We start from the raw sequence: 26,512 nt of genomic DNA on the forward strand, positions 1-26,512 counted from the left end.
AGTCAATTTTCTTCTCTGGCTCTTTTGCTTTGTCCCATTACTTTTCTCAAAATCAATCTATCATAAATGTTGTTTCACAATGATTTTGAAAAGAAATGGGGATGAAGAAAAATGACAGGTTTCAAATTGGCAATTTACCAGGACACTCTGGAGATTCAGAAACGTTACCACAACAGAAAAATTCATATTGAAAAAAAGATGGAGGAAATCCCAAAACAATATGAGGCGATATTCGGAGATACAAGAACTATTGCTGCAGCACAGGTCAAGTAATTGGCACAGAGGCCATGCTTGATTATTTGTACATCTCACTGACTGAACAGCAAGTTAAGAAAACAACGTGGGAACGCCGATTAGCAGCTATTAGAAAATACTTGAGTGTCATTCATAAAATAGAGCTCAAAGGAGAAGCAGGAGTGGCATATGAGCTTTCGGGATACGAAAAATGTATCAGGAAGATCAATACGCTCATTTGACTCAAGTTCGAGGAAAGTCAGCCATTGATAAGAAAGAGTTGACGGATATGCTCGATCGTCTCCCGATAAGAGCAAAGGCGATTTGTCTAGTTAATCTAATAACCGCTAACAGACCAAGCGAAATGGTGCGTTTAAAAATAAACGATTTCGATTTGAAAAACAAATGCGTACATTTTATTGAAGAAGCAAAAAAATGGCACACTAAGCGACTCACGCCGGAAGTTATCTATGCAATCGATGTTTATATACGTGAATACCATCTTAAAGCAGACAATTATTTCGGGGAGAGTGTATAAGAATGGACGCTATGAAGCACAGCAATCAGTGAAATCGGGTATTATCAGTTTTTGCAACGCTGGACTGGGCTTACGGGATACAATTTCCGGAAAAGCCAAGTGGTGGCCATGCATGCAGCAGGCGCTGATTTACCGACTATTGCACAGCAAACAGGACATCAATCACTTGAAACGTTAATTCAGCACTATCTTACAGTGTCCGAAGTAACCGTAGACAAGTATTTATAAACACAACATTGAAATGAATTTAAGAAATTAAAAATAGTACAGGACAGCTGTATTTTGCGGCAGCCCTGTCCTGTTTTACAATCAAGATATCTACTCATTCAACTACCAGTAGTTATATTTTTTTACTTTAAGAGATAATTTGCATAGGATTTAAAGAAACCCAATAACCGTAGTATAAAAAGGTTGCTGGGTTTCTTGAATTATATACTTGGTCCATCGCAGCTACCGATTATCCGGTGATATGTTAACTGAACCCTCTTATAGAGTTTAAAAATCAAGCTGTTGCAAAGATCATTTTCAAGAGAATTTTGATTAATTTATTTTCTCGTTGTTTGGAAAGCTTTGTTTAAATTGAACTAGTTCTTCAAATAGATAAAGATTTAAAACTTAATTTCTATTTTCTCTTCTTATCGAGTTTGGAAGCATCACATCAATCTCTTTCTGAAAAAGTCTGCTCTTCTTCTGTTTTTAGAGCTTTTTGTGCTTCCTTATAACTCTTCGCATCGGTTCTTGGGATTGAGCATAAATTTCTGCTGTCCTATTTGCAAATCATCTCTTCGTTCCATTACATCAGTTGACTCTAGCAAGTCAAAATCTGTGAGTAATGAAACGTATTCCTCCTTATCTTCCACAGTGCATCAGCAGCTTTCTGATGTGACTGAGCTGTTTCAACTAAGTCGAAGTTTTTGGTATAGGCATTTAATATCAACAAAGCAATGGAAATAACAGCTCCCACAATACTGGCAATTACCTCGTAAGACGAAATAATTGCCAAGAAACTTCCTGTGGTTAAGGCTGACAATATAATCTGCCAAACTTTGATTGTATTATTTTTCGACATAAGTCGGTGAACGATTTTATTATGACAAGTTAATGTATAAACTAATCGTCCATATGCTTCTCTAATTTGGGATTCCAGTTTATAACCTTGACTATCCAGGGAATTTCGTTCCATATATTTCCCTCCACTTTACCTTAGATGAGTAGGGCCGATCATTAGATTCATGATTAATAGCTTCTAGAGAAAGATTATAAGCTACAGAAGCTTTATTTTGAAAATTGCCGCCCTTCCAAACATAACGACCACTGCCCGGTGCTAACCAGTATAGCTTTTCTTTATCTAAATCCTTCAAAAATTTAAAGAAATCTCTACTCATATAATCATAGTAAAGAAAAGATTTATCTTTATGTTCCCAATCGCTCAAGAACCTATAAGCAAGCGTGTCAATTAAGATCCCACTTATAGGAACGCTACATTCGGCTTTCCAAGAGCGTGCCATTCTGCACAATCTTTTTAAATTTTTATTTGTAGTTTTATTTAAATTATACATGGCCTCAATTTCTTTTTTGGATCAGTAGATTTCCAGCTCCCCCCATTGTTGGTGTCTGGGTAAGTGTAGCTACCACCGTCATTGATAAATGCAGGAACAATTTCAAAACTGATTCCGTCCGAAAAGTTAATTGCAATCACTTGTCCATCCCCATTTAGATGCGATGTGCTATATGTCTTTTCCAATTCATTTTTTACTTCTTGCAATAAAGCAGATTGTCCATTACCAGTATAATCGTTAAATTTTTTATACGTTTGATAAGGTAATTGAACCATTACATCTATATCACTGGTCCATATTTTTGTTCCACGACCGTAAGAACCTACATAAAAACTATTTGCCGTCTCAGATGTACTTCCTCTATACGCTGTATTTATCCGTTTAGTTATTTGTTTATAGCGATATTGTATTTTGTTAACATTATCACTACTCATTCTTAGATTAGAACAAAATGTAGAAAAGTAATCACTTACAGACACTGGACATAACCTCCTGATTTGATATAACGATTAATGAACTTGAAATACAACTCACATGATATATCATTGTTGAAATTTTAAAATACATAGCTCACTGAAAAGGGCAGTAGATTACCAAAGTAATTATACATTTTTCACGATTCAATATACTCATTTTAGCATAAATTCCCAACTAAAAAAGAATATGAAGTTAATTTTTCAAATCAAATCGTTCATAAAAGTCCACCTTTAAGAACACTCTATTATATAGAGGGAACAGCATCAAAAAATGTCATAGTACTTTTAACAGAACAGACCACGATGACTCTTATGATGATTTCGTCATTTGCAGAGGAGGCACGTTCATAGAAGATATCTTCAATTTTGAAAAGTCCACTTACCTTCTCTGTTCCAAAACTCGTCCTTTTCTGGACACGGCATTGGGTGATTAGAAAAGGATCTTTTTTTATGTGTTACGTGTAATAAAACTCTGTACATTATTCTATGTTCACTAACCATTGGTTTTTTATCTTATGGTACAATTAATTTAACGAAAAAGACGAAAGAGTGATTGGATGTTAATTGGATATGCACGGGTCTCAACGGGATTACAAAATTTGGATTTACAGATGGATGCGTTAACTGCTTACGGCTGCGATAAAACAATTTCACGATAAAATGAGTGGCACAAAAAAACAGCGTCCAGGTTTAGAAGAAGCGATTAACTATGCACGTGAAGGAGATACGATTGTTGTTTGGCGATTGGATCGGTTAGGAAGAAACATGCAGGATTTGATTCAACTTGTAAATGCCTTAAATGAACGGGGAGTTACCTTCCACAGTTTGCAGGAAAACTTGACGATGGATAAACGCAATGCAACTGGACAATTGATGTTCCACTTGTTCGCTGCATTTGCGGAATTCGAACGGAACTTGATTGAGGAACGTTCGGCTGCCGGACGGACAGCTGCCAGAGCAAGAGGGCGTCTCGGTGGACGACCGGAGAAGTTTGGCACAAAAGATATTGAAATGATGCGTTCGTTGATTCAAGGTGGGACACCGATTAAAGATGTGGCTGAAAGATGGGGCGTTTCTCGTACCACTATTTATCGTTACTTGGAAAAACAATAAACTTGCACTTTCTAAAATTAAAAGAGGCATAACATGGATTTTAAAATCCATGTTATGCCTCTTTTAGTTTTATATATATTGTTGTAAATTTTTCTCTTTATCGTTAGTAGTGATAATCTTCTATTACAAAAGTTAAAGTAATTACAACTTAACAGTAGAAATAAACCACAAGTGGTCTATTTTAAGATTGTACTTAAAAGCTTATTATCATTAATCAATTTCCCAGACTGATGAGTAATGTTATATTCATCAAAAAAATGCGATATACAAATATTTTTCAAAAGTTTATTGTAAATAAGAAGAATTAAATTGGTGCTTTGGATTTATTTTTCAATTTTAGTTTTTCGGGATTTTTAAATTAAAATAGGAGGTTAATTTTATGAAAAAAAGGTTTTTGATTTTTTTACTTCTTCTCACTTTTACGTTTAGTTCAGTTTACGTTTTTCCCCACTCTCAAAGTGTTTCCGCAGCAAGTGCAAAGCTAGCATATGGTCCGAAAATTGTGGTGGTATGAAACTATATGTTACCAATGTCCATCCTGGTTGGGCAGGCCCAAAATTCCCGAGTAATTCCACACCGCATACTAATGTTCATTTAGACAAAAAAGATTTAAGAGGCCAATGGAAACCATATTATAATTTTCATGTTGTTAGATACATTAAGAAGTCCAAAACATGTATTTACATCTACGAAACGAAGAAAAAGAAAAACTGTTATAGATACGTGTAATTCCACTTCCAATTGGAACGACTTATCAAAAGTAGGAGCAAATGCAATGAAGTCTTTTGCAAAAAGTAGTCTTTCTTTTAATGATCAAACTAGTTTATTTTCAATATTCGCCATAGTTCCTGTAATTCTTTATAAGTTACTTACAGGTGGATATGCTGTAAGACCAGCTTCTGTTGATACAGAGATACTGGTAGAATATAATGAGTCGCTATATATCACTGAACCTCAACCACCTAATGATATATCCGGTTATGACCCTTCAGTAGAGATAGAGTCGGAAACTTTAGGCGGTACAGTCGTCAACAGTACACTTGGAGACGATATTACTAATATAACTGAACTTCCAATAGTAGAATACGAAGAACCAACTACTACCGTAACACCAACACCAGGAACTACATTAACTCCAACACCAACACCAATATATACACCTATATACACAGGTCCATACAAAGAAGATATGTAGAAATTGTATATTTTAAAAAAATAGTTTACAGCTCTCTTTACTTTTCATTTTAATTTCTAATTATAAAAAATGAATATTCACTAGTTAAAGAATTATAATATAGCAAATTATAATGGAGGTTATTTATGGAAAACTTTATTGTATTAGAAGACATTTCTTCTTCCTTTTCTACTTGGAATATGGTTTTAAAAGCCGCGCTCGAACACGCAGATAGTTTTTGTGTAGTTTTTCCGAATGGAGAATATGAGGAAGAAAATCCGTTACTTACAGGGAAATTAGAATTTGAACGTCTACAACTGAAAACAACTCAAAAACCTTGGAGTAATTTAGAGTGGGCAACTGAGTATACTAGTGAACTAAATGAGAGTTCAAAAGCATTTATTCGAAAATATATGTGTTTGACTCCTAGTAAATCAACAGGTACACTATGGAATTTTAGTTTACTTAAAAATGGTGTTGAATTATTGAATGTGCAAGATTTTGAAGTTTGTATCTTAAGTGCAAAAACAGAATTGATAGTTCATTTAAATAAACAAGACGGTGAATGGTTAGATAATTTTTAGTAGTTAAGATGTCCAGTGTTTATAATATAACGTCTGGAATTTTAACTCGAAGATGTTTTATTATATTTTCATATTTCTATTTTAATAAAATCTTCTAAATGATTATCGAATTCTTTAAAGTTCAATGCTATGTGCTGCAAGAAAAACTCTATTAAACATTGATAGTAAAGCAGACGAATAACATTTCGTCTGTTTTTTAATTCTGGCTAAAATTTTTAATAACTATAAATCCCTATTATTTAATGGAATTTTGTAGAATAAAAACAGATTATGGATTTTGCATAAACGTAAGCGTCCAATTATTTGACGCTTACTTATATACATGGTCAGTTTGAGCATTCTATTGAAAATAGGATTAAGTTTTCCCCTCTAATTAAGCCTATTTTTGATGAAGGAATTGACGTTGGAGAAGCAAGCTTCATTTTTTTGAAGAAAAAAGCATACAGTAAAATAGATGCTGATTATTTATTACGATTAAAGATAAGACAAGACTCCAAAGAATATTACTTGAATTTATTTTTGAAAAAAGACAAGTTGTCAAACGACTATATCCTCATCTCTTTCTTTCCTAGATTGAATAATGATTATGAAAAAACTCAAACCAGATTAACACTTTTGTATAGAAAGAAGGAAAACGGAGAGATTGCAGAAGAATTATATGTACATAAAAATTATACTCCGCCATCCTTGCCAGAGATAGAATCTTAGAAAAATAACAAGTACTAGAACAAAAAAAGAACGGCACTGAAGTTATTCGTTAACTTTAGTGCCATTCTTTTTTTGAAGTTTCTTCTATTATAATAGATTTGCTGCCTGTTCTTCGAGTGCTCTTACCAATTTATAAAAACTGGTCTTTTTAACTCCAGCCTGTTGCATGGCTTCCACTGCTGTCAGTTCTTTAGCTTTCCATTTTCTATATACCTCTTTGAATTCCTCTGAAACATAAACTGCGGGTCTGCCAAACTGAATACCATTTTGCAGTGCCAAATCGATTCCTTCACGCTGCCGTTTCCTGATGCGTTCCCGTTCTTCTTCTGCCATCCAGGAAAGAATCTGCAACACCAGATCCGCAATGAACGTTCCCATGCTGTCTTTGTATTGGGTCGTATCCAATAACGGCATATCCAACACCACAATATCCGCTTCAATATTTTTCGTGAGGTCATTCCACTCCTGAAGGATCTCTTCTTTGTTTCGGCCAAACCGATCCAGTGAGTGAATATATAAAATATCGCCTTTACGGATAATCCGTTTGAGCAACTGATAGTTCGCTCGCTCGAAACTCTTTCCGCTTTGTTTGTCCAAATAAATATCCCGATCAGTGATGCCCATTTTTTTCATAGCTTCCAACTGACGGCCTTCATTTTGGTCTTTGCTGCTGACGCGTATGTAACCAAATTTGCGATGTTCCATAATTCACCTCTATAAACGATTATTTCCTCTCATTATACCTGAAAACCGTTCGTAAAAGTGTGTGCAATTTCGTGAACGTTCGTAAAGTCATTTCATACATTTACGAACGTCATTTTCAGCCGTTTTCAGCCGTTTTCAAAGCGTTCGCAAAAGTGTACTTTTACGAACGCTTTTTAATAGCGAAAAGTTAATACGTATTCATCTATCATTTAAAATTCAGAATGGTAAAATAAGTATATAAACTAGATAAGGTTACCGGTAAAGGAAACAGGACTGAGTCTATCAATGTGAGAACTTTGAGAGGTAGAGTGGACATGGAGAAAAAAGAGAAAGGTGCTTCGTCTGTTTATCTGATAGTTGCTTCAATAGGTATGGTTTTACTAGGATTTGGTCTTTTAGAATATTTATTACTTGTGGGAAATCCGGGTACACCCAATTTCTTACTAACTTTTGCGAGTTTTTTTATTTTAGTTCATTACATCTATCACTTAGAAAAAAAGACAGGTGTTAGTAATAGAGTAATCTGGATCAAATCTCTCCTTGTGGCCCTATCTCTATTTATTCTTATTTCTATCTTTCATTAGAATCCGAATGTAACTTGTGCGCAGTTAAGTTACATTCAAAAAATTTTTTACTAAAAAAACGAATACAAATGGAGGTGTCTACAATAGCTAATAAAAAACTGACAGAATTCACTTTAAAAGATGTTATTGAAAGAAAGATAACTTTTACCGAAACTAATACGATTTACGATAAAAAAGACTTTGAAGATTACAATGCAGGAAATTTGGCAGCCCTTGATGAAATGTTGGGAGACATAAAAGAATCGAATGAGGAGGAGTTTGTTAAAAAGTATCTCGAAATAATGAAGGTCATATCTAAACAGTTTGAAAAGGAAGAAGTTACTGATACTAGAGAAGTAGAAAAATTATCAGGTTATAACAATGCCATTGTAGATATCATGAAGTGTATTAACCCTTATTATGAATATGATGTAGAAGATTAATTTCTAAATTTATACAAACGGAAAAATTTTTAAGTTGGCTGACCTCGGGTCCGCTAAAATTTGAATCACTGAATGTAACTTGATGTGAATTAAGTTACATTCAAAATAGGAGTTCAAGCAAAGATATTAGAAAAGGAGATATCGATTATGAAGTTGGCATGGGCAATATATTTAGTTGGATTAGTGCTCATAATAATATATTTCAATACGGGCTCCACGGTAGCTTTTGTAATAGGGTTTGGACTGCAGCTTATAGGGTTTATTATTCAAACGATTAACAAAAAGAAAGCTAATGAAAAATCAATATGAGTTAATAAATGATTGGCGAGTAGAGGTTTTGAATGTAACTTATGTGCAGTTAAGTTACATTCAAATTGTTGTTTTAAAGGTTTTTTAACTAAAGTTCAGAAATGGAGGGATAAATAGTGAGATTAAGTGGGCAAGGTGTTGAAGAGAAATTAATGGCGACGAACTACATTGATACAGAATTAAAGGAATTATATTATGATCACAGCAAGCATTTAGTGACCATAAAATATATGGGCTCAACGGATGATGATGTGGAAGATAGAGAGTATACCGTTCTGTTTAAAGAATGTTTTTCCGCCACCTTCAATACCTGGTTGGAAGGGGCGGAAGGAGATATCCCACAATCGCCCAATGACGTGGCTTTCTATTTTCATGACATTTCGATTAGAGGAATTGTAGTGGAAGGTGTTTCTCTTTATCAAGTTAAAATGGTTATTCCCATGATGGATTGTCAGATTACCTGTAAATCGATTGAGATAGTTAGAAGTGGAATTTGAATGTAACTTATTGTGAATTAAGTTACATTCACATCTGCTAATAACCGTAGTTTATGAATTAAGGGAGGTGCGATATGACGTCTTATTATTATTTGGCTTCAAACCAAAACATGACAGATGGAACAGGCTCTCTTGAGTTTTTAGAGGTGGATGCAATGAATGTTCCAGGCTTCGATTATCCAATCCAAAGAGAAATTTTTAATGGTATAGAAAAGGCCTGGCAGCTGAGAGAATTACACCAATATATTTCAAATCACATGGCACGTCATGCAAATTGCGTAATTCAGATAGCCCACTTACTAAATTCGAATCTGGTCGAGCTTAAAGTGCAGGAAAAAAACCTGTTACTGTTTTCCGAGTTGACGGATCCTAGACAACTTTTGCTAAATGAAAGCCAATTATTGACCATCAAAAAAGAATAGAGAGGTTTTGAATGTAACTTATTAGCAATTAAGTTACATTCAAAAGCCCTCCATCACTGGAGGACTTACAGTTTTTACATTGCTTTTTTCTTAAATATTTTTCTTAATAAAAAAACTAATCCAATTAAAACGACAATAGTAATAACCATTCCTGGTACGCCAATATTTGTTAACATATAGTCCCTCCTTTTTGTATCTACTATTTTTTATTTCTAGTTAAATTTTAAGGAAACCACTTTATTAAAAATTAATCAGATAACTATACCCGTTTATTTCTAATAAGGTTTCGTTTTTTTAAAATTAACAAATTTCAAGAGATTTTCTACTGGTTCTGAATGTAACTTAAGTCTAATTAAGTTACATTCACTTCCTTGATTCTGCTAGCTTTACGGGAAAATCATTTCGAACTAATTTCACTAGAAAAAATGATACATTCAGAATGCTATTCTATAAGGTTTTAAAACTTGAATCTCAAAAGATCTAGGTTTACATATCGCAGCTTGTCGGAAGTCTATAAGAGCAAACTGGAGAAGATGCTGGTCCTAAGCATCTTCTTTTTTCGTTCATGTATGTGTACTTTTACGAATGGTTTTCTAATTTTTGTTCCTACATACTTACTTTTATTGACGGTAAGATTTCCATGCGTGAAAGACTTGGGTTTCAGTCATAAGAATAAAAAACTGTCTTCAACCGGCATGCATTTGTTTTGGTTTTTAAATAAATGTCATTGCTTTGCAAGAGAGAAAATTCATAAGCGCCTTTCTTGAGTTTTAATTTAGAACGATTTCTATTACTCCAATGCACCGATAAGTAACGGAGCAAAAATCAATAGACCAAATACAATCCAGACACTTGTTTGTGTGTCAATTCGCTTATCTAAAAACTCAAATCGTCCCTGTAACATTTTGTCAAGCGAACTATAAGATAAGAAAATCAGTAAAAATATGACAAATGCGGCCCATCTATTAGATTCAAGCATGGGATCGATAACTAAAAGATATATGCCCATGGAAATTAAAAAGAACAAAAAACTCAATAATGTCGATACTCTCAATTCATTTCACATCCTTTTAAAATCTCTTTCTAAACAAAGTTAAATAGAAAACAGAGTATTTTATCTATATGTATATATTTTATCAAATAATTCAGACACCTTCGGAAATATTTTTAATGTTTCGAAAAAAATACGACATATAAAAAGTATTGGGAGTGTGTTTTTATTGGTTTTTTGCTTACATATCAGCTAACATTTTTAGGTCATTTTATAATTTTGTACTTTAAAACAGAACCTGGTAGTATGTTTCGAACCTTTCTTAATGTACTTTTAAATAATAATCGATTGAAATTAGTTTACATATCATAAGTTATCGGCAGCTGCGCCATTAGAAAGGGAGATAAGTAAATCAAAGCTCATCTCTCTTCTTTGGTGTAAAAGTGCGATTTTACGAATAGTCGGTGGTTAAAAACTTAGTGATTTAGAATCAAAGGCGAAGATCTGTATTTTAATATTAAAACAGCTTGACTATTGTTTTGAAAATTTGTATTATTACTTAAATGCCAAGGAGGGGTCATATGCCAGTCCAACAACTGACTTTCGCAATTTCACATCATCATATTAACTAGTCTTGCTATTGATATTTTTATATCTACATAGGAAGACTATTTCTGTTGAATCGTATAACTAAGCCGTTTGGGAGCTTATGTTTGTACGGTTTTTTTATTTGTCTAAAAAAAGAAAAGAGGGAAAAACTGATGAGGAAAATGGATTACCAAAATGTAAAAGGGACACAAGATTATTTGCCTAATCAAGAAATGATCAAAAGAAACATTCGTAGAACCTTAGAAGATACATTTATCGCTTACGGGTGCAATCCTTTAGAAACGCCTATCCTAAACTACACAGACTTAATGGCTTCTAAGTATGCAGGGGGGGCAGAGATTTTACAGGAGATGTATCGATTAACTGATCGGGGTGAACGTGATTTAGCGTTACGTTATGATTTGACGATTCCTTTCGCAAAAGTTGTAGCAATGAACCCGACGATTCCGATGCCGTTTAAACGTTATGAGATTGGTAAAGTATTTCGGGATGGCCCCGTCAAAGCCGGACGTTATCGTGAATTCACGCAATGTGATGTGGATATTGTTGGGGTGGAATCACAGGCTGCAGAAGCAGAATTAATGATGATGGCATTAGATGCTTTTAAGAATCTGGACGTAAAGGTAGAGATTCAATTTAATAACCGGAAACTTTTATACGGGGTATTGCAACAATTTCAAGTCCCTGAAGATGTAATGAATCGCGTTATTTTGGTTCTAGACAAGGTAGAAAAAGTCTCGGTGGAGTCAATGATGAATGAATTATCTCAGCTCGAGCTGACGCCATCTAGTTTGGCCCAAATCAAAGCTTTTATTGAATCCAAAGGACAAATGACAATAGATAACTTCAAACGTTGGGATGAGGAAAATATTTTTTTACAAGAAGGATTAAAGGAGTTAGAGGAACTTACCTCTTACTTAGAGGGATTGGGAATTCAAGAAATGTGTATTTTCAATCCGTTTTTGGCGAGAGGATTGGAGATTTACACGGGAACCATTTATGAAATCTTTTTAGCAGATGGAACAATCCGATCGAGCATCGGAAGTGGTGGCCGGTATGACAATGCGATTGGCGGACTTTTAAATTCTGAAAAAACGTTTTCAACAGTAGGTATTTCATTCGGATTAGATGTTATTTTTTACGCATATGAACTGTCGGGCCGTGTAAATAAAGGTTCGGCAATCGACATCTATATCATTCCAATCGGAACAATTAAGGAAGCACTCAAGCTAGCATCAGACTTACGATCTCAGGGCAGCCGAGTAGAAGTGGAATTATCAAACAAAAAGGTAAATAAAGCGATGGATCGAGCAAATCGTGAAGGGATTGCCAATGTCATTGTATTAGGAGAAGATGAAATCAACAGCGGTTTCTATCAAATGAAAAACATGTACACAGGTGTAATTCAAAAAAACCTTTTATCAGTTATGGACAGCCAAGTAAAATAGCAGAAGTCGATTCTAAAAAGATACATGTCTCTTTTTCGCAAAGCTATTGAATGGAAAATAGTTTTGAAACCACTGGTTGGAAATGGTTTTTTGAGATACTAAAATATCTTTTGTTTACATATGACACATTATCGGAAGTTCCAGAGTAAGAGCAGGCGCTTTCTCTAAAGTATCTGCTCTTTTTAAATAACTTTATTATTTGTTTTTATCATCAATATTAAGAGAATATCAATAATTAAACAACTTTATTCTCTGATATCTGAAACACGGTCCTGGTATAGATGGTTTTCTGAGTTCCTTTTAAAACGACTTTATTATTAACGAATAGCTGATGTAGTAAGGAGAAATAATAAAAAAGCTCTTCTCTAAAGAGAGAGGAGCTATTTTTTATTTGCAAAGTTCCTTATACAACAAGTTAATAGGAAAGTTTTCTAAGTCATCTTTTTCTTCTTGGCTTAATAAAGAGAAGTAATACTTCGAATCAGATTTATTTTGGAGAAGAACATTACAACAAAACTTAAGTAAATTTTCATTTACAAAAATCTTTTCTTCTTTGATTTTTACTAACTCCTGTTGCTCTTTGTCGTTCAAAGCATTATTCATTCTAAACTTCGCTTGCATTAAATTAACTGTCATTATCGCTTTATTTAAAATCGTATTGTTTTTCTCTAAAACTAATTGGGAAATATACAAAACAAGATTTAAGTATTCCATTTCTTTCTCTTGATCGAATTTATTAATACAATCAATACAAAAACGATTAGTTTCTCGGAAAGTAATTTCATTATAAGTATGGAATTTGGGGTTAAAGGATTTCTTTACCAACTCACTACTTGTATTTGCTGCCGATTTAAAGTCTTCCACTTTAACTAATAAAAACGGACTTACACTGTAGTATTGATCGACTTCTTCACTAGTTAACATTATTCCAACATCATTAAAATCTTCGACATTCAAGCTTTTATACATTTCTTCTTTATGAGAGTAATAAGTCAATAAAAAATCTTCTTCTATATATAATTTTAATCCACCTGTTACCTCCTTAGGAGGTAAATTAGTGCCGTCATATTTTTTTTCGATCAAAAAACGATTTGCTTGATATGCAAGATTACTCAAAGTAGTGCTTTTTATAAAGTAGTCCAAAGAAATGCCTATTTCTTTAAAAACATTCTCAATGAATGGAATCCTTTTTAATTGGAATTCAAAATCGATAAAGTCTTCTTTCTTCCAGGTTAAATCATTAAATTGAATTGCCCCGCCAAATAAGGATATGTTCTTTTTTTGGTAAACTTCATTAAGAAATATCAGTGTTTTTTTGTATGAATTCACACTATGTAAGTCCTCAACTTTGAAATTCACTTTGCCATCCCAATTGTTGTGCGAAATAGTAAGCGTATTTTCTAAAATTATAGTCATTTTATCTTTCATTTCGAAGAGAGAATAATCATATGGAACTTCTTTATCATTAATTAAAATATTGGTTGTTCCATTGTGATTTATAGTGTCTAACCTTACTATACTTATAGGATGTTCAACATCATGTTTGATTCCGTAGGCATACATTTCTTGCCCAATTATTTCAGAAGTTTTTCCAGAGGAATTTAACGATAAACTAGTGACCTTAATTTTCTCGAAATTTTGGTCATGAAAAGTATGTTTTCCGACGTAAGATGGCGGTTGACGTTTCTTTTCCCTTAAAAAGTGCATACATATTTTCTCCAATTCCGTATATTTTAAAATCGGAATCAAGTTAATGCTGACAGTTGGCGTAGTCTTACGACTAGTGTTCATTTTACTTTCACATTTCTTTAATAATGGTGTGATATCAAGAGGTAAAAGAACTTTAGCAAAAACAGTAGTTGAATTTCCTATTATTTCGGTTAAGAAGAATACAATCCCGCCTGCATTGTAATAGTTTTCTAAATCATACATATTTACTTGAAAGTTAGCGTGTATTGGAGAGAGTTTAGTAACTGATTTTCCTTTTACTTGTACTGGGACAAATCCTAGTAAAGTGTCTTTTTTAAAGTTAGAACTCTTATAAACATTTATTCCGCCATCAAAAGAAACCCCGCGGTCTCCTACTGGAATTTCGGATTGCAATCTAGAATTAGTATTCAAAATTAAACTCTGTACAGCATGTACGGCCATTCCTTCAATTATTGTAGTAGAAGTTTTTCCCATTTCTAGTTCCCCCATAAAATCCTTTGTAAGATTTATTATTATTTTATAGTTTATCATCTTTGAAAGGAGGAAATTGGTAAAGACTAAATTTGTAATTTTATAAGATTACTATTATTGAAAACCTGTTTGCTTTACTCGATTTTCTTCCATGCGTTCTAACACCTGCTCATTATCCTTATTGGATAGGTTGGTATAAAGCGAAGTCGTTTCGATATTGCTATGACCTAATTGATCACGCAAAAGGACGATATTGCCGCCATTTCGAATAAAATCTGCTGCAAAACTATGTCGCAGTTTATGTGGGCTCATGCCTTCTCCTTGAGCGAATGCAGCAGTATACTTGGTCACCAGATTCTCAATCGCACGCCGTGAAAGAGGTCGGGCAACGCCTCCATATAGCGTCACTAATAGGAAAGGGACTTCTTTAGATCCGATATACCGGCCTTCCCGGATATCTAGATAGTCCCTTAGGTGTTGGATCGCTTGATCCATGACCCTAACGGTGTCCTCTTTAGCACCTTTTCGTTTGACGTCGATCAATTGCTTCTTAAGGTTAATTTTCTTGATGAGAATGCGTGCCATTTCACCCAGTCGGATACCGCTGCCAAGGAAAAGAGAGAGGATGGCCAGATCCCGTTCCTTGTCCCGGTTGAACCGTTGTCGGGCAAGTCCACTTACCAACGTAGCTTCATATGCATGTTCGACAAACTGCAGGAAGTCGTTGATTTCATGTTCATTTAGGATGACAGAACTGATTTTCTGCGCCCGTCGGTTAGCTGTCTCTTTTTTGGTATGAAGCACAATTTTGCTCATGACGTTTCGGTAGAAGTAGGATTCTCCGTCTTCAGTCTCGGTTTCTTTCGTCAAGTAATTGAAAAGTGATTTTAACGCATTAACTGAAAGAGTAACGACTGCAGAACCACGCCTTTTTACGCTGTTGTTCTCGTGAGTGATTGATTCTTCTTTTAAGAACTCAATGTACAGCTCGATATCCTGTTTCTTCATTTCGGCCAGTACTGAATAGGGAATCGTAGAAATTTCTGTAGTTTCCGTCAAATTCTCCCGAAGCAGCCACTGAAAAAAGTGCTGATAGCGGTAAAGGTACTGAAGCAAGGTATCAGCTGAAAGGCCAGCACGTTTTTTGGAGCGAATATATTCAACGACATAGAAGGGCATGCTGTTTAATTGATTTTCAATCCGTTGGAGGACTTGCAATTCTTCAGGTGTCATTGCCATGTGATGTTGACCTCCTTTGATTATGTATTTCTATATGTTCGCAAAATGTAATTTAAGCGAACATATAGAGTTGGAAAGTACTTTTTCTAGAAAATAAGTAAGTTAAATCGTACTTTTATAAAACGGCTTTAAAATAGGTGGTTAAACTTTCTTCTACACACTGTGCGATTAACTCAACGAAAGGCTGTGTATTTCCTAGAATGCTCGCTGTTTCCAACGTTTCGTAGTACGTTAAGCGCTGTGCATCTTCAGCTTTGACGATAGCAGGAGGGAAGCCATGACCCATGAGGATCAAGTTCATCAGCAATCTCGCCGTCCGGCCATTCCCATCTGCGAATGGATGAATATAAACGAACTTAAAATGAAACAATGCAGCCAGCTTTACTGGGTGCATTCGGTCCTTTTCTTGATCGTACCAGGCGAAAAGCTCTTGCATTTCATTTGCCACCTGTAGGAAGTGCGGCGATTCATGTTGGCTACCAGAGATCCGTACGTTGATAGAGCGATATCTACCCGCATTTTCATCGTCGATGTTCTTTAAAATCAAGTGATGAATCGTCTTTAGTGTTCGCTCATCCAAAGGCTCGGTTTGAGTGACCTGATCCTCGATAAAACGAATGGCTTCAGCGTGATTGATGACTTCGAAATGCTCCTGCAGCCGCTTGCCGCCAATGGTTAAGCCATCTTCCATGACGACTTTTGTCTCAATCAACGACAAGGTATTGCCTTCGATGGCATTCGAATTGTACGTCCATTCCACACGATACACATCGCGCAGGTTCTTCACAGCTGCCGCTGGAAGGGGTCTATGTTGATCTAATTGGTTTTTTAATTCGTCGATACGATTAAATTGATTCACTATGTAACACCTGCTTTTCAGAGGATTTAGGGAATGCTTCCTTAATTTCAGTAAATTTTATGTTAAATGCTTTAATACTCTTTATTTTATCACATACCTATTCTATATGTTCGTTAAATAGGTATTTTGCGAACATATAAAATTTAAGCTTAAGGAAGATAACCTATATTGGTTACCTTCCCTTTTCGTAGTTCATGATTTATTAGTTCTGGTGATCGGGAATACGCAAACTTTTCTACTTTATCTCTTATCATAGAATAGCCTTTTATGAACATGTAGAACAATTGGAAGTCATCATCAACAAATGAACTTAAAAAGATGACTGAGACCTCAATATCTGAAGTAAGCTTTTCTATCCGCAATTGCTACCATAAAATATTTGATGGTTTTAGAATTCATTCCCTCAAAGTAGATGCCGAGGTGTTTTTTCTTCCTGGACTAATTTACCAAGCTTGAGAACAATTTTGAATCTCTTATTTTTAAATTTTCTTCGTTTTGTGAACACTTAATATCAACTATGGCACAATTTTTGTATCCTTAAATCCTAGGCAACTCCTCATCAAATACCTGGGCTAAAATTCTAGCTTTCATATCAATGGAGAAAGAATCTTCGAGATTTATAGGAAGTATCCCACCCATCACTTCAAACAACTCCTGACAGGTTAAGCAGATCAGCAAGTGCTGTTCCACTACCTCCAGCCATGATTCCTCCAACAATTGAGGTTCATTGATGTACGTCAGTAAGAATTCACATTCCATAAACGAAACACTCCTTTGTATTCTGAATCCTTTACCTTGTATTTATTCTCAGGACAAATAAACAGTGGGTTTCTGCGTATCATAAGTAGCTAAATATCAAAGCTATATTCAAAATGTTAATGAAAAAAGCTAGCCCTCAGGCTAGCTTTTGACTGATGACACCCAATTACTGTTTGCGTGTACGAACTGCTACAACTGTTGTCAATGTCGCAAGCATTAAGCCGACTAGTACCCACATGATTGGGAATGAACCTTCGTCAGCCATTCCACCCATGCCTGTTTTTGGCATTTCAGATGGCATTTCAGTTGCACCGAATTGGTCTGGGAACTGATCTACGATCGCTGCGGACAAGCCAGCTGCTGGCATTTGCATATGTGCGTATGCTTCACGAATCGAGCTATACGCTGCGTCAAAATCGCCGGCTACGTATGAGTCAAATGCGGCTAGGAGTTGGCCAACATGTGCTGTCAAGCCTTCTTCAAGTGCATCGGCTGGCACGCGTCCTTCTGTTGCTGCATCTAAGAATGCCGCTTGGTCAACAATGTATTGGTCCAGTTCTGCACGGGCTTGTTCTTGCCCTTCTTTGTTGCCTTCACCAGTTGCTGTTACGTAATCCACAAAGTAGCCAATGTGTGACTTCCACGTTTCTTCAAATTGTGAACCGGCTTCTTCGCCGTATACCGAACCAACAGCTGCCGACAAGTCATCAGCGTTCGCTAGTAACGCACCTGCTGCTTGGTCAAAACTTTCTGCGCCGTCAGCGCCGTCTTGCATTGCCATTACCGCAAGTCCTGCATGTTCAGTGAACGTTTGGTTTAATGTCGCACGCAAGTCAATTGCCGGTGTATCCGCACTTGTGTTTTCGAATTTGTCTGGGAATTGAGTTGTGATCGCAATAGACAAGCTTTCTGCGAACATGCTCATGTGTTGAATCGATTCACGCTCTAATGTGTAGGCTTTTTCGAAATCGCCCGCTACGTATGCGTCAAATGCCATGATCAACTGATCAACGTGCATGTCCAATCCTTCTTGTACAGCTGCCGCTGGTAGTAAGCCACCTGTTGCTGTATCAAAGAACTCAGATTGTTCAACTTTGTATTTTTCCAATTCTGCTAGGGCTTGGTCTTTGCCTTCTTGGTTATCTTCAGCGGTTGCTGTTACGTAATCCACGAAATAACCGATATGTGATTTCCATACTTCGTCAAATTGCGCTGCGCCTTCTTCGCCATAAACCGATCCAACTGCTGCGGATAAGTCGTCAGCGTTCGCTAGTAACGCACCCGCTGCTTGGTCGAAATCTTCAGCGCCATCGACGCCTTTACGCATCGCTTCAACTGCTAAGAACGCATGCTCTGTTAATGTTGTGTCAAGGGCGATACGTAGTTCTCCAGCCGGTGTCGCTGTGGCCATTTCCATAGAAGCTTCGCTCGCTGATGAATGTCCCCCGTGGCTGTCGGCAAGTGCCGCCGTTGGTACCAATAATGCTAGGCTAAGTGGTAAGGCTAAAAGTACTTTGTTTAATTTCATCTGAAATCGCTCCCTTTGTTTTGTTTTTTTTTCGTTATACAGGCATAACGCACAAGGATTAACTTTAGATTACTTTTTCACAAAAAAATTGATTTCTTTATTTTTTCATTTCTGTATTTTAAGATATTCCTTTAAATCAAGAAGCATACCGAAGGACAAGTTAGTGATTCCTTTTATAGAAGAAGAACGAAATTTCTCGCTAATTTTCAAAAAAACAATCTATTCCTCATCTTTTTGCGTTATATATGCAAGAACCCAAAACGAGGAGGAACATTTATGATGAACAAAAAATTTAGCTTTATACTTGCAGCAGGTTTATTATCACTCACCGCTTGTGGTCAAGAACAACCGGTAGCCGAGGAATCAGCAGAACCCATGGCTGAAGAACAAGAAAGTACAGCTGAAGAACCAACAACAGAAGAACCGGAAGAAGAAACAGCAACTGAAGAAGAAGTTACCGAAGAAGAGCCTGCCGAGGAAACTACCGAAGAAGAACCGGCACAAGAAAGTACGCCTGAAGCAATGAGTGGTACAGCTTCAGAACTGTTATCCAATGGAGAAATGACGAGTTTTGTTTTTAATGAAGCTGGAGAATTTGCGATTTTCTGTGAACCACACCCTGTCATGCAAATGACTGTAATCGTAGAAGAAGGTGCAGAAGCAATGGATAGCATAGAAGTCGACATCGCCGACTATGATTTTAGCGAAGAATCAATCACAGTTGCTCCAGGAACAACCATTGTTTGGACAAATCAAGATCAAGTTCAACACAATGTAGCTTTCGAATAAAAATGATAAGTTCTTCCCTACTTTATCTACGCAGCGCAGGCAAAAGCTTCAAGTTACCTGTGCTATTTTCATTTTCATCGCAATTTCTGAAAAATCGGCAAGGAGGAACTAACGAAATAGATATGCAAATCGAAAAAATACATTCCTTTAGCAACTTTTTTCAGCTGCGACAACTCCAACTCTTATGCTCTATTTAGCTGAAAGTGAAAAAAATATGGGGCAAGACCTGCCACATGGCGCTTACTTAAACCAAAGTTGGTGGAAAAAATCCGAAATATCCTCTAATCGTACCCGTGCTTGGTTAGACGCGGGTTACGTGGTCAAGGGATTCCATCCAAATCACTCTGTGGTCTTTAAAAGAAGCGATTTTTCAGATAAAACTAGCTGGAATGAGGAGAATGCCCAGGAGGATATTATGCTCATTCGTCCAACTGCACCAAAGGATATCCAGCTTCTTGCAGATTTACAGAAAAAAATAGAAGGAGAGTCAGACTTTCTGTTAGGTGGAAAAGAGCAACGTGCACTGTCTACATAAAAAGAGGCGAATCAAAGTAACCGTTCGATTATCTTTTTGGCTATATTAAATGGCCAGCCTGTTGGTTACTTGACGGTCACGGGAAATGAGGACGAGACTCAACGTGCTACGTTTGTTAGAGTTGAATATTTACTTACTGATTGTACAAGGGCGATGCAGCTGGTTTCCCAAAATAGTAACCTTGGAATAATTGATAGCCCCGTTGTTTCAGCCAGTTAAAGTCATCGCGTGTTTCAATCCCCTCTGCCAATGGGATAGAACCAATTTCGAGTGCTTTCTTTAAAAATTTATCAGCGACTTTTTGTTTTTCTTCATCGATCGCGACATCCTGAACAAACTTCATATCCAGTTTCATGTATTTTGGTTTAAGATCTGCCAGCATCTCGATGGTGCTATATCCTTCGCCAACGTCATCTAATGCGTAATCGAATCCTTTTTCTCGATAGTAGGTTAGAATTTTTTTCAGGTGTTCAAGATCCTCTACTTTTTCTGTCTCCACTACTTCAAATACCAGTGATTTCGGATCTATCCCTAACTGTTGAGACAAAGAAATGGTTGATTGTAGGCAAAACTCGGGTGAATAGATGGAAGTGGGAATAAAGTTGATGAATCCCTTTCCCCCTTTTAGTGCAGCTGCATACTTCACAGCAGTCATTCTACAAACTCGATCCAATGCATACAACCGTCCACGTATTTTGGCTGCAGGAAAAATTTCATTCGGGTAAATCATCGAACCATCTTCATTTTGAAAACGCGCTAGCATTTCATGAGCAAAGATATTCTCATCTACATCCACAATCGGCTGATAGTGGCAGAAGAGCCGTTCGTTTTTAATGACATCGTCTATCCATTCAGTTGCAAAAACTTGAGGCATCTCTTCTAACGGCTTCCAAGCTTCTTGATTGATCCGAAACACCACGTGGTCAATATCTAGTAAATCTCGACAAAAGTCCAAAAATTCGCGAGCGCCTTTTTCATCCATCTGTAGTTTGTCTTTTTTCTGGATAACTTCAATTTCTCTTCTTTCCAAATGATCTATAACAATATGCGAAGCTGAAAGATTTTTAGCTCCTTCCAACTTGATTTCAAATTGGATGGCTTCTACCGAACAGTTGTTGCATTTCATAATCATTGTCTCCTTTTATTTATGGTATTTATAGTATACTTCATAAGCAATAAAGACTTTTTTTTTTTTTGAAAATTCAAAGACTGGATAAAAACTTATCTTCCATTTTCATAGCTTATCAATCCGCATTTTTATAGCTAAATCTCCGCATGTGCTTAACCGTATTTTCAAAACTCTACGTTCATTTCAAAAGTCTGCGATTATATAAGTACGTTAATTTTGTAAGAATTTTAGGAGGAAGAGTCATGCGCTTTTCGTTAAGTCTTCGGACGCAACTAGCCATTATTTTTGGCGGGACTACTTTTTTATTGATTTGTATCTTTGGTGTTTTTTACGGAGATCGCTCGATCAAACAGGTCGAGGTTGGAATTGGAAATTCACTTAGCGAAGCTGCCTATTTGATGGAAAATAATTTAAATCAGTATATGTGGTCCAGATACGGCGAAACCATTATGCTTAGCAGTTTGTCAGACATTAGACAGCTGGAGGACGAGGAAAAAATTGGATCTATGCTCAACCAGACACAGTCAACTTTTCCCGCCTTTTCATGGATTGGTCTTACTGATCAAGATGGCACAGTCATTGCGTCTACAGACTCAATTCTTAAAGGAGTTGATATTTCCGAACGACCCGTTTATTCAGAAGCCTTGGAAAAAAATTTTATTGGCGATGTACATGAAGCTGTGCTGCTTGCGGATCTTTTGCCTAATCCCACTGGTGAAGACATGAAGTTTGTCGATATCAGTACACCGATTTTTGATGATGCGAACCAGTTTATAGGTGTTTTAGCGACGCACTTAAGTTGGGAGTGGGTAAAAGAAATTGAAACTTCTATGATTGATTCGTTAAAATACCGAGATGGCATTGAATTTTTGATTGTTAGTAAAATAGATGATGTCGTCATATTAGGTCCCGATAACTTATTGGGAAAACCTTTAGATTTGGAGAGCATAGAGTTGGCACGTACCAATAAAAATGGATCCATTACCGAAACATGGCCAAATGGAAAAGAGTACGTAACCGGTTATATGTTAGAAAATGGTTACATGGAGTATCCAGGTTTAGGATGGACAATTTTAGTCAGACAACCGGTAGAAGTTGCCCATGCTCCCATAAAAGAACTCGTACTGTTCTTTTTAGTATCGGGATTGATCTTTGTTGTCCTTTTTGCTGTTCTCGGCTGGTTTCTTGCAGGAAGAATTGCCTCCCCATTAAAAGATATAGCTTCTACAGCTGATCGATTGAGAGTCGGAGAGCTTGTTCAGATTCCCTATTATAAAGGAACATCAGAACTGGAAACCTTATCTCTTTCTTTAAGAAAACTGGTTTCAGATCTTACCTCTACCGAATCGGCTTTAGTAGAAATGAAAGAAGTAGCCACACGAGATGAACTTACAGGTTTAGCAAATCGCTATGCTCTAGATGCTTATTTAGATGAATTTATTCAAAAAAATAAAATGGCGATTGTGTTGTATATAGACCTCGATGGCTTTAAATTAATTAATGATACATTAGGACATAATGCCGGGGACGCACTTCTTGTTCAAGTAGCTAAGAGGCTGAAAAAGAGTGTAAGAGAAAACGAAATGGTTGCCAGAATAGGCGGAGATGAATTCGTTGTTGTTTTACCAGCTGGAAAAGAAAGTCTGGCTAAAAGAGGAGAACTAGTTGGAGAAAGAATGATTTCATCCATCAATAAGCCATACGCGCTAAATGGCGAAAAGGTTTCAGTCAGTTGCAGCATAGGCGCTGCGTGTTGGGAAGCCTCTAGTCTGACTACTATAGGAGAGACAATAAAAACAGCGGACGAAGCTTTGTACACAGCTAAGCGAGAAGGAAAAAATCGCATTCACATCTATGGATACTAGAGCACAGAGTATACTTTTTTTAAAAACTTAACTACTAGAGATAGAGTTGATTTTTTTTAAAAAATTCTATATATTTTCACTGATATCGCACTGAGTTACATTAAGTGCGCTGACTCGGAGATCCTAGAAAATTTAGTTAAACTAACACATCTTTACATACAGATTGAACCGAACCCCAAATGGGTCACTTTTTAGAAGTACCTAACATTTGGGGTTCAATTCATTGTATTGATTCTCCAAACAAAATGACAAGTTACTAAATTAGATTTAAGAACCTTTCGCAAAAGAGCATAACAAGTTAGAAAACAGCAACTATTGAGTAAATAGTCGGTAACACGTTAAACTTCGTTTTTTTTCTTTCTAAATAATTGGAAAACTGAAAGAGTGACCATCACTAGCATAATTGGATAAATAAATAATAAATCAATTCTAATAATTCCACCCACTTGTGTCTTTGACCATTCTCTGATATATAATTCCCACGGGATCCATGCGATTGCCAATAGAATCGTAACTAGCTGAATTTTAGTGATTTTCCTCATCTTCTATCACTCCTTCACTATTGTTTTCACTTTGTTTCCCACTATCAAAATAAAGCGAAGTTTCGCTGAAAAGTAGTCAACCAACTATTCCTCCAAATTTTATAATTTCACTTTTCTTTTTTATAAAGCGTTTTAATCCATCTGTTTACTTTATAAGTCTATAGTTTCCATGTTTGCAGCCCAATTCATCATAGTCATAACCTGATTCAAAGCCACAGTACAAAAAAACAATCCATGCTAAAATGTGTTTCACATAACAGGCAAGCCACTTCTCTCTTTTAGAGCACCCGGTACACTTTCTTAAGGTTCATTTCTCTATATCAAATATATTCATCCGAACTAAGATAACTAGCTACTTATAAAAAGTAGGACGCTTACAAATGTATACAGGTTCCAGACACAAAAGAAGAGATGAAGCGTTTTTCTAGCCTCTTCTCTTCCGATAACTCATGATATGTAAACCAAATATGGACTTCAATTTAGTAACCCGTTCAGTTAAGGAATGTACATAGTAAATTAAAAGTGAGCCACTACAGGAGTTGAGAACATTTTTTCTCTGTTAATGAAGTCAGCCGTTATTTGTAGAGAGTACTTTGAAAGTATCCCAGTCGACTATTTCTTGGTATTCCTCATCATTTACTGTGTAATTAATTTTTGCAGCTCTATTTTCATCCTCTACTACCTCGCCAAGCCGAACTTCTGCTACAATTCTGCTCTCTCCTTGAAGTTCAAATCCATTAATATCTACTATTTCCCCAATATTACGTTCTCCTGAATATAAACCCGCTTGTTTTAAAGGGTCGGCACCGTGAAATACATATTCGATACCATCTTCTCCAAACGTCACTGGTTCTTCGTTTTCTTTAACTAATTCAACAGAAGTAATTACCGCTGGTTCTTCACCTGTCCATTCAAATGGAAGAACAATGTAGTAGCTTTCGTTGGATTCGAGTGAATCTCCGTACATATTTCCAAACATAAACTCTCCATCAACCGATTCTTCTGAATCACTGCAAGCAGCTATTAGTAAAAACAAAAACATAATAGGTACTAGCTTAAGTGTTTTCATAAGTGGCCCCCTTTATTTAATATCATCTTACTTCTAATGATATCTATTTTTCAGGTTAAATGGAAGTAAATTGGCATTTTTAAACAATCTTCAATAATTATTCATCACAACTTTTAAAGCGTTCGTAAAAGTACACATACATGAACGAAAAAAGAAGATGCTTAGAACCAGCATCTTCTTCAGTTTGCTTTTATAGACTTCCGATAAGCTGCGATATGTAAACCTAGATCTTTTAAGATTCAAGTTTTAAAACCTTACAGAACAGTATTCTGAATGTATCATTTTTTCTAATAAAATTAGTTCGGAATGATTTTCTGGTGAAGCCAGTAGAATCAAGTTTTTGAATGTAATTTAATTAGCATTATGTTACATTCACTTAGAAGAAAAAATTGATTAATTTCGCTCGTTTGCACTCTCTTATTTCGAGGGAAACACTCTCTTTCTCCGTTCCCTGTAAATACTCCATACAGCCCCTATGATATAGCAAATTAATAAGACCAAAATAAAAGTTAAGGCATTGAAAAAAATAGCATTAGAAAAGGTACTCCATAATGGAACTTGAGAAACGGTTTCAAAGTTAACCTGTTTCTGTACAATGGTTTTTCGTAGATCCTGTGCTTTGTTTTCCGTATAAATAATTATAATTGCTGCTGCTATTACGCTGAATATCAAGCTAGTAACTAGAGTTTTGTTTGTCTTAATTTTTTCTGCGAGTCGCATAGAGAGTTCTGTCGTACCGTATAAAAAATAAAAGAAAAATGGCATGAGAAAAACCGGAATAAACAGGGCTGGATTACCATTTCCACCCCCCGTACCGTCTTCTACAACAGTTTCTGTGAAAAAGTTCATTCCATAAAATCCTATTAATACAACTACCAAAGAAATAACGTACAAAAAAAGCAGCAATTTTCTCATAAATATTCCTCCTTTTTTGAATGTTTCTCAAATTGTTTTTGCCATTTGCTTAATTACTTGGTTTTGAATGTAACTTAATTCACAATAAGTTACATTCAAATTGTATTTGCTGATCTTATTATCATTAGTTACTACTCATTATTTTTTATTGGAGAATCTCCTTTTTCCCAAGTTGTTGGTCCTTCATCAACTGATATGAATTTATTCCAATACTGACCTGATTCTTTATCAAAAATGATGAGATTATTTTCATTCGCAGGAATTAATTCATATCTATGTTCAGCATTAGTGTTAATTGCTTCGGACTCTTTTTCTCCTAATGCCGTTACTAAAGAAAACCCTAAAATTGCAAATCCTATTATAATTGCAAGACCAATAATTAATGATGAACTGTTTTTCATTTTCTTCCTCCTTATTTTTTATAGCAATTTGAATGTAACTTAACTGCACTTAAGTTACATTCAGTTTCAAACATTCTCTACATTTAGATTAACATCAATCCCCATAATATGGAGATGGAATAATCAGCATTGCTTTCTCGAATAAAAGTGTTCGAAAACACACACCTATACTAAAGATGAGAAAAAATGTGATAGTGTTCGCATCTTCCCTCCTTATTAACTTTCACTTTTCTCTCTTACTTCCATAATAATTAGGGCAAGTGTACTTATAAGGGCTATTACATACATAATAGTTTTACTTGTTTCTCCCCAAGTGTCTATGGCAGCA

Annotated in this window: 27 protein-coding genes and 3 pseudogenes; 16 read left to right on the forward strand and 14 right to left on the reverse strand. The window is 35.8% G+C overall.

All coding sequences use genetic code 11. The features are described from left to right. Nucleotides 1-111: 111 nt before the first annotated feature. The 3 genes from I858_RS17430 (at nucleotide 112) to I858_RS17560 (ending at nucleotide 1,000) form a co-directional block, all read left to right on the forward strand. Nucleotides 112-273, forward strand: a complete 162-nt coding sequence (locus I858_RS17430) for a hypothetical protein (protein ID WP_239457306.1) — start codon at nucleotides 112-114, stop codon at nucleotides 271-273. A 172-nt stretch (nucleotides 274-445) separates the two neighbouring features. After that, the gene (locus tag I858_RS17435) at nucleotides 446-772 is read left to right on the forward strand and encodes a tyrosine-type recombinase/integrase (protein ID WP_239457308.1); all 327 of its coding nucleotides are present in this window, start codon (nucleotides 446-448) and stop codon (nucleotides 770-772) included. Nucleotides 773-874: 102 nt separating this feature from the next. Beyond that, nucleotides 875-1,000: a hypothetical protein gene (locus I858_RS17560; RefSeq protein ID WP_275425627.1), complete on the forward strand. Its 126-nt coding sequence runs from the start codon at nucleotides 875-877 to the stop codon at nucleotides 998-1,000. 430 nt (nucleotides 1,001-1,430) lie between these two features. Here I858_RS17560 and I858_RS16330 read toward each other — a convergent pair. Next, nucleotides 1,431-1,955 (reverse strand): annotated as a pseudogene (locus tag I858_RS16330) (SLATT domain-containing protein). Further along, nucleotides 1,933-2,810 (reverse strand): annotated as a pseudogene (locus I858_RS16335) (SMODS domain-containing nucleotidyltransferase). Before I858_RS16335 ends, I858_RS16330 begins: the two co-directional pseudogenes overlap by 23 nt. A gap of 554 nt (nucleotides 2,811-3,364) precedes the next feature. Here I858_RS16335 and I858_RS16340 point away from each other — a divergent pair. The 4 genes and pseudogenes from I858_RS16340 (at nucleotide 3,365) to I858_RS16355 (ending at nucleotide 6,386) form a co-directional block, all read left to right on the forward strand. Next, nucleotides 3,365-3,920 (forward strand): annotated as a pseudogene (locus tag I858_RS16340) (recombinase family protein). Nucleotides 3,921-4,695: 775 nt separating this feature from the next. After that, nucleotides 4,696-5,115 (forward strand): hypothetical protein, encoded by a 420-nt coding sequence (locus I858_RS16345; protein ID WP_065524944.1) that lies wholly within the window; start codon nucleotides 4,696-4,698, stop codon nucleotides 5,113-5,115. A 125-nt stretch (nucleotides 5,116-5,240) separates the two neighbouring features. Next, entirely contained in the window at nucleotides 5,241-5,678 is a 438-nt protein-coding gene (locus I858_RS16350; protein ID WP_038704969.1) for a hypothetical protein, read from the forward strand. Between the two features lie 303 nt (nucleotides 5,679-5,981). Further along, nucleotides 5,982-6,386, forward strand: coding sequence for a PBECR4 domain-containing protein (locus I858_RS16355; RefSeq protein ID WP_038704968.1), 405 nt, complete (start codon nucleotides 5,982-5,984; stop codon nucleotides 6,384-6,386). A gap of 87 nt (nucleotides 6,387-6,473) precedes the next feature. Here the strand turns inward: I858_RS16355 and I858_RS16360 are convergent, their stop codons facing one another. Then, nucleotides 6,474-7,091 carry a recombinase family protein gene (locus tag I858_RS16360; protein ID WP_038704967.1) on the reverse strand — a complete coding sequence of 206 codons (618 nt, stop codon included), beginning with the start codon at nucleotides 7,089-7,091 and terminating at the stop codon, nucleotides 6,474-6,476. Between the two features lie 314 nt (nucleotides 7,092-7,405). Between I858_RS16360 and I858_RS16365 the strand changes: the two genes are divergently transcribed. From I858_RS16365 to I858_RS16380, 5 genes are all read left to right on the forward strand, one after another. After that, complete coding sequence (locus tag I858_RS16365; RefSeq protein ID WP_049695005.1) at nucleotides 7,406-7,675, forward strand: hypothetical protein; 270 nt, start codon at nucleotides 7,406-7,408, stop codon at nucleotides 7,673-7,675. A gap of 68 nt (nucleotides 7,676-7,743) precedes the next feature. Continuing rightward, nucleotides 7,744-8,097 (forward strand): hypothetical protein, encoded by a 354-nt coding sequence (locus I858_RS16370; protein ID WP_049695006.1) that lies wholly within the window; start codon nucleotides 7,744-7,746, stop codon nucleotides 8,095-8,097. A 147-nt stretch (nucleotides 8,098-8,244) separates the two neighbouring features. Further along, a complete protein-coding gene (locus I858_RS17090) occupies nucleotides 8,245-8,406 on the forward strand; it encodes a hypothetical protein (RefSeq protein WP_157886552.1) in 162 nt (53 codons plus the stop codon). A gap of 116 nt (nucleotides 8,407-8,522) precedes the next feature. Further along, on the forward strand, nucleotides 8,523-8,903 hold the full coding sequence (locus tag I858_RS16375; protein WP_049695007.1) for a hypothetical protein: 381 nt from the start codon (nucleotides 8,523-8,525) through the stop codon (nucleotides 8,901-8,903). A gap of 74 nt (nucleotides 8,904-8,977) precedes the next feature. Beyond that, nucleotides 8,978-9,325: a hypothetical protein gene (locus I858_RS16380; RefSeq protein WP_049695008.1), complete on the forward strand. Its 348-nt coding sequence runs from the start codon at nucleotides 8,978-8,980 to the stop codon at nucleotides 9,323-9,325. 790 nt (nucleotides 9,326-10,115) lie between these two features. Here the strand turns inward: I858_RS16380 and I858_RS16385 are convergent. Then, on the reverse strand, nucleotides 10,116-10,379 hold the full coding sequence (locus tag I858_RS16385; protein WP_049695009.1) for a hypothetical protein: 264 nt from the start codon (nucleotides 10,377-10,379) through the stop codon (nucleotides 10,116-10,118). A gap of 698 nt (nucleotides 10,380-11,077) precedes the next feature. Between I858_RS16385 and I858_RS16390 the strand changes: the two genes are divergently transcribed. Further along, nucleotides 11,078-12,373, forward strand: coding sequence for a histidine--tRNA ligase (locus tag I858_RS16390; protein ID WP_049695010.1), 1,296 nt, complete (start codon nucleotides 11,078-11,080; stop codon nucleotides 12,371-12,373). A gap of 387 nt (nucleotides 12,374-12,760) precedes the next feature. Here the strand turns inward: I858_RS16390 and I858_RS16395 are convergent, their stop codons facing one another. From I858_RS16395 to I858_RS16415, 5 genes are all read right to left on the reverse strand, one after another. Beyond that, nucleotides 12,761-14,614, reverse strand: coding sequence for a hypothetical protein (locus I858_RS16395; protein WP_204249481.1), 1,854 nt, complete (start codon nucleotides 14,612-14,614; stop codon nucleotides 12,761-12,763). 54 nt (nucleotides 14,615-14,668) lie between these two features. Beyond that, nucleotides 14,669-15,793 (reverse strand): tyrosine recombinase XerS, encoded by a 1,125-nt coding sequence (gene xerS / locus I858_RS16400; RefSeq protein ID WP_049695012.1) that lies wholly within the window; start codon nucleotides 15,791-15,793, stop codon nucleotides 14,669-14,671. Nucleotides 15,794-15,908: 115 nt separating this feature from the next. After that, nucleotides 15,909-16,652, reverse strand: coding sequence for a Fic family protein (locus tag I858_RS16405; RefSeq protein WP_049695013.1), 744 nt, complete (start codon nucleotides 16,650-16,652; stop codon nucleotides 15,909-15,911). 537 nt (nucleotides 16,653-17,189) lie between these two features. Continuing rightward, nucleotides 17,190-17,411 carry a hypothetical protein gene (locus I858_RS16410; RefSeq protein WP_049695014.1) on the reverse strand — a complete coding sequence of 74 codons (222 nt, stop codon included), beginning with the start codon at nucleotides 17,409-17,411 and terminating at the stop codon, nucleotides 17,190-17,192. A gap of 166 nt (nucleotides 17,412-17,577) precedes the next feature. Further along, the gene (locus I858_RS16415) at nucleotides 17,578-18,939 is read right to left on the reverse strand and encodes a copper amine oxidase (protein WP_065524945.1); all 1,362 of its coding nucleotides are present in this window, start codon (nucleotides 18,937-18,939) and stop codon (nucleotides 17,578-17,580) included. 276 nt (nucleotides 18,940-19,215) lie between these two features. Between I858_RS16415 and I858_RS16420 the strand changes: the two genes are divergently transcribed. Further along, nucleotides 19,216-19,728: a plastocyanin/azurin family copper-binding protein gene (locus tag I858_RS16420; RefSeq protein WP_049694956.1), complete on the forward strand. Its 513-nt coding sequence runs from the start codon at nucleotides 19,216-19,218 to the stop codon at nucleotides 19,726-19,728. Between the two features lie 184 nt (nucleotides 19,729-19,912). Next, nucleotides 19,913-20,263 (forward strand): DUF7662 domain-containing protein, encoded by a 351-nt coding sequence (locus I858_RS16425; protein ID WP_162273631.1) that lies wholly within the window; start codon nucleotides 19,913-19,915, stop codon nucleotides 20,261-20,263. A gap of 133 nt (nucleotides 20,264-20,396) precedes the next feature. Here I858_RS16425 and I858_RS16430 read toward each other — a convergent pair whose 3' ends face one another. Next, entirely contained in the window at nucleotides 20,397-21,389 is a 993-nt protein-coding gene (locus I858_RS16430; protein ID WP_049694958.1) for an EAL domain-containing protein, read from the reverse strand. 245 nt (nucleotides 21,390-21,634) lie between these two features. Between I858_RS16430 and I858_RS16435 the strand changes: the two genes are divergently transcribed. Continuing rightward, a complete protein-coding gene (locus I858_RS16435; RefSeq protein WP_049694959.1) occupies nucleotides 21,635-23,257 on the forward strand; it encodes a sensor domain-containing diguanylate cyclase in 1,623 nt (540 codons plus the stop codon). A 338-nt stretch (nucleotides 23,258-23,595) separates the two neighbouring features. On the opposite strand, the gene I858_RS16440 is transcribed toward I858_RS16435, so the two are convergent. From I858_RS16440 to I858_RS16455, 4 genes are all read right to left on the reverse strand, one after another. Then, the gene (locus tag I858_RS16440; RefSeq protein ID WP_049694960.1) at nucleotides 23,596-23,799 is read right to left on the reverse strand and encodes a hypothetical protein; all 204 of its coding nucleotides are present in this window, start codon (nucleotides 23,797-23,799) and stop codon (nucleotides 23,596-23,598) included. 568 nt (nucleotides 23,800-24,367) lie between these two features. Further along, nucleotides 24,368-24,868, reverse strand: a complete 501-nt coding sequence (locus I858_RS16445; protein WP_049694961.1) for a hypothetical protein — start codon at nucleotides 24,866-24,868, stop codon at nucleotides 24,368-24,370. Nucleotides 24,869-25,285: 417 nt separating this feature from the next. Then, on the reverse strand, nucleotides 25,286-25,783 hold the full coding sequence (locus I858_RS16450; RefSeq protein ID WP_049694962.1) for a hypothetical protein: 498 nt from the start codon (nucleotides 25,781-25,783) through the stop codon (nucleotides 25,286-25,288). Between the two features lie 131 nt (nucleotides 25,784-25,914). After that, the gene (locus I858_RS16455) at nucleotides 25,915-26,184 is read right to left on the reverse strand and encodes a hypothetical protein (RefSeq protein WP_049694963.1); all 270 of its coding nucleotides are present in this window, start codon (nucleotides 26,182-26,184) and stop codon (nucleotides 25,915-25,917) included. Nucleotides 26,185-26,512 lie beyond the last annotated feature (328 nt).

The sequence above is a fragment of the Planococcus versutus genome (genome assembly GCF_001186155.3).
Taxonomy (GTDB): Bacteria; Bacillota; Bacilli; order Bacillales_A; family Planococcaceae; genus Planococcus; species Planococcus versutus.

Excerpts from the sequence above, each read along its gene's own strand:
- I858_RS16420 (WP_049694956.1), top strand. The coding sequence starts at position 19,216 with ATGATGAACAAAAAATTTAGCTTTATACTTGCAGCAGGTTTATTATCA.
- I858_RS16425 (WP_162273631.1), top strand. The coding sequence starts at position 19,913 with ATGCTCTATTTAGCTGAAAGTGAAAAAAATATGGGGCAAGACCTGCCA.
- I858_RS16445 (WP_049694961.1), bottom strand. The coding sequence starts at position 24,868 with ATGAAAACACTTAAGCTAGTACCTATTATGTTTTTGTTTTTACTAATA.
- I858_RS16365 (WP_049695005.1), top strand. The coding sequence starts at position 7,406 with ATGGAGAAAAAAGAGAAAGGTGCTTCGTCTGTTTATCTGATAGTTGCT.
- I858_RS16395 (WP_204249481.1), bottom strand. The coding sequence starts at position 14,614 with ATGATAAACTATAAAATAATAATAAATCTTACAAAGGATTTTATGGGG.
- xerS (WP_049695012.1), bottom strand. The coding sequence starts at position 15,793 with ATGGCAATGACACCTGAAGAATTGCAAGTCCTCCAACGGATTGAAAAT.
- I858_RS16345 (WP_065524944.1), top strand. The coding sequence starts at position 4,696 with ATGAAGTCTTTTGCAAAAAGTAGTCTTTCTTTTAATGATCAAACTAGT.
- I858_RS16455 (WP_049694963.1), bottom strand. The coding sequence starts at position 26,184 with ATGAAAAACAGTTCATCATTAATTATTGGTCTTGCAATTATAATAGGA.
- I858_RS16440 (WP_049694960.1), bottom strand. The coding sequence starts at position 23,799 with ATGAGGAAAATCACTAAAATTCAGCTAGTTACGATTCTATTGGCAATC.
- I858_RS16380 (WP_049695008.1), top strand. The coding sequence starts at position 8,978 with ATGACGTCTTATTATTATTTGGCTTCAAACCAAAACATGACAGATGGA.
- I858_RS16435 (WP_049694959.1), top strand. The coding sequence starts at position 21,635 with ATGCGCTTTTCGTTAAGTCTTCGGACGCAACTAGCCATTATTTTTGGC.
- I858_RS17435 (WP_239457308.1), top strand. The coding sequence starts at position 446 with ATGTATCAGGAAGATCAATACGCTCATTTGACTCAAGTTCGAGGAAAG.
- I858_RS17430 (WP_239457306.1), top strand. The coding sequence starts at position 112 with ATGACAGGTTTCAAATTGGCAATTTACCAGGACACTCTGGAGATTCAG.
- I858_RS16390 (WP_049695010.1), top strand. The coding sequence starts at position 11,078 with ATGAGGAAAATGGATTACCAAAATGTAAAAGGGACACAAGATTATTTG.
- I858_RS16415 (WP_065524945.1), bottom strand. The coding sequence starts at position 18,939 with ATGAAATTAAACAAAGTACTTTTAGCCTTACCACTTAGCCTAGCATTA.
- I858_RS16350 (WP_038704969.1), top strand. The coding sequence starts at position 5,241 with ATGGAAAACTTTATTGTATTAGAAGACATTTCTTCTTCCTTTTCTACT.
- I858_RS16370 (WP_049695006.1), top strand. The coding sequence starts at position 7,744 with ATGGAGGTGTCTACAATAGCTAATAAAAAACTGACAGAATTCACTTTA.
- I858_RS16360 (WP_038704967.1), bottom strand. The coding sequence starts at position 7,091 with ATGGAACATCGCAAATTTGGTTACATACGCGTCAGCAGCAAAGACCAA.
- I858_RS16430 (WP_049694958.1), bottom strand. The coding sequence starts at position 21,389 with ATGAAATGCAACAACTGTTCGGTAGAAGCCATCCAATTTGAAATCAAG.
- I858_RS16450 (WP_049694962.1), bottom strand. The coding sequence starts at position 25,783 with ATGAGAAAATTGCTGCTTTTTTTGTACGTTATTTCTTTGGTAGTTGTA.
- I858_RS17090 (WP_157886552.1), top strand. The coding sequence starts at position 8,245 with ATGAAGTTGGCATGGGCAATATATTTAGTTGGATTAGTGCTCATAATA.
- I858_RS16410 (WP_049695014.1), bottom strand. The coding sequence starts at position 17,411 with ATGGAATGTGAATTCTTACTGACGTACATCAATGAACCTCAATTGTTG.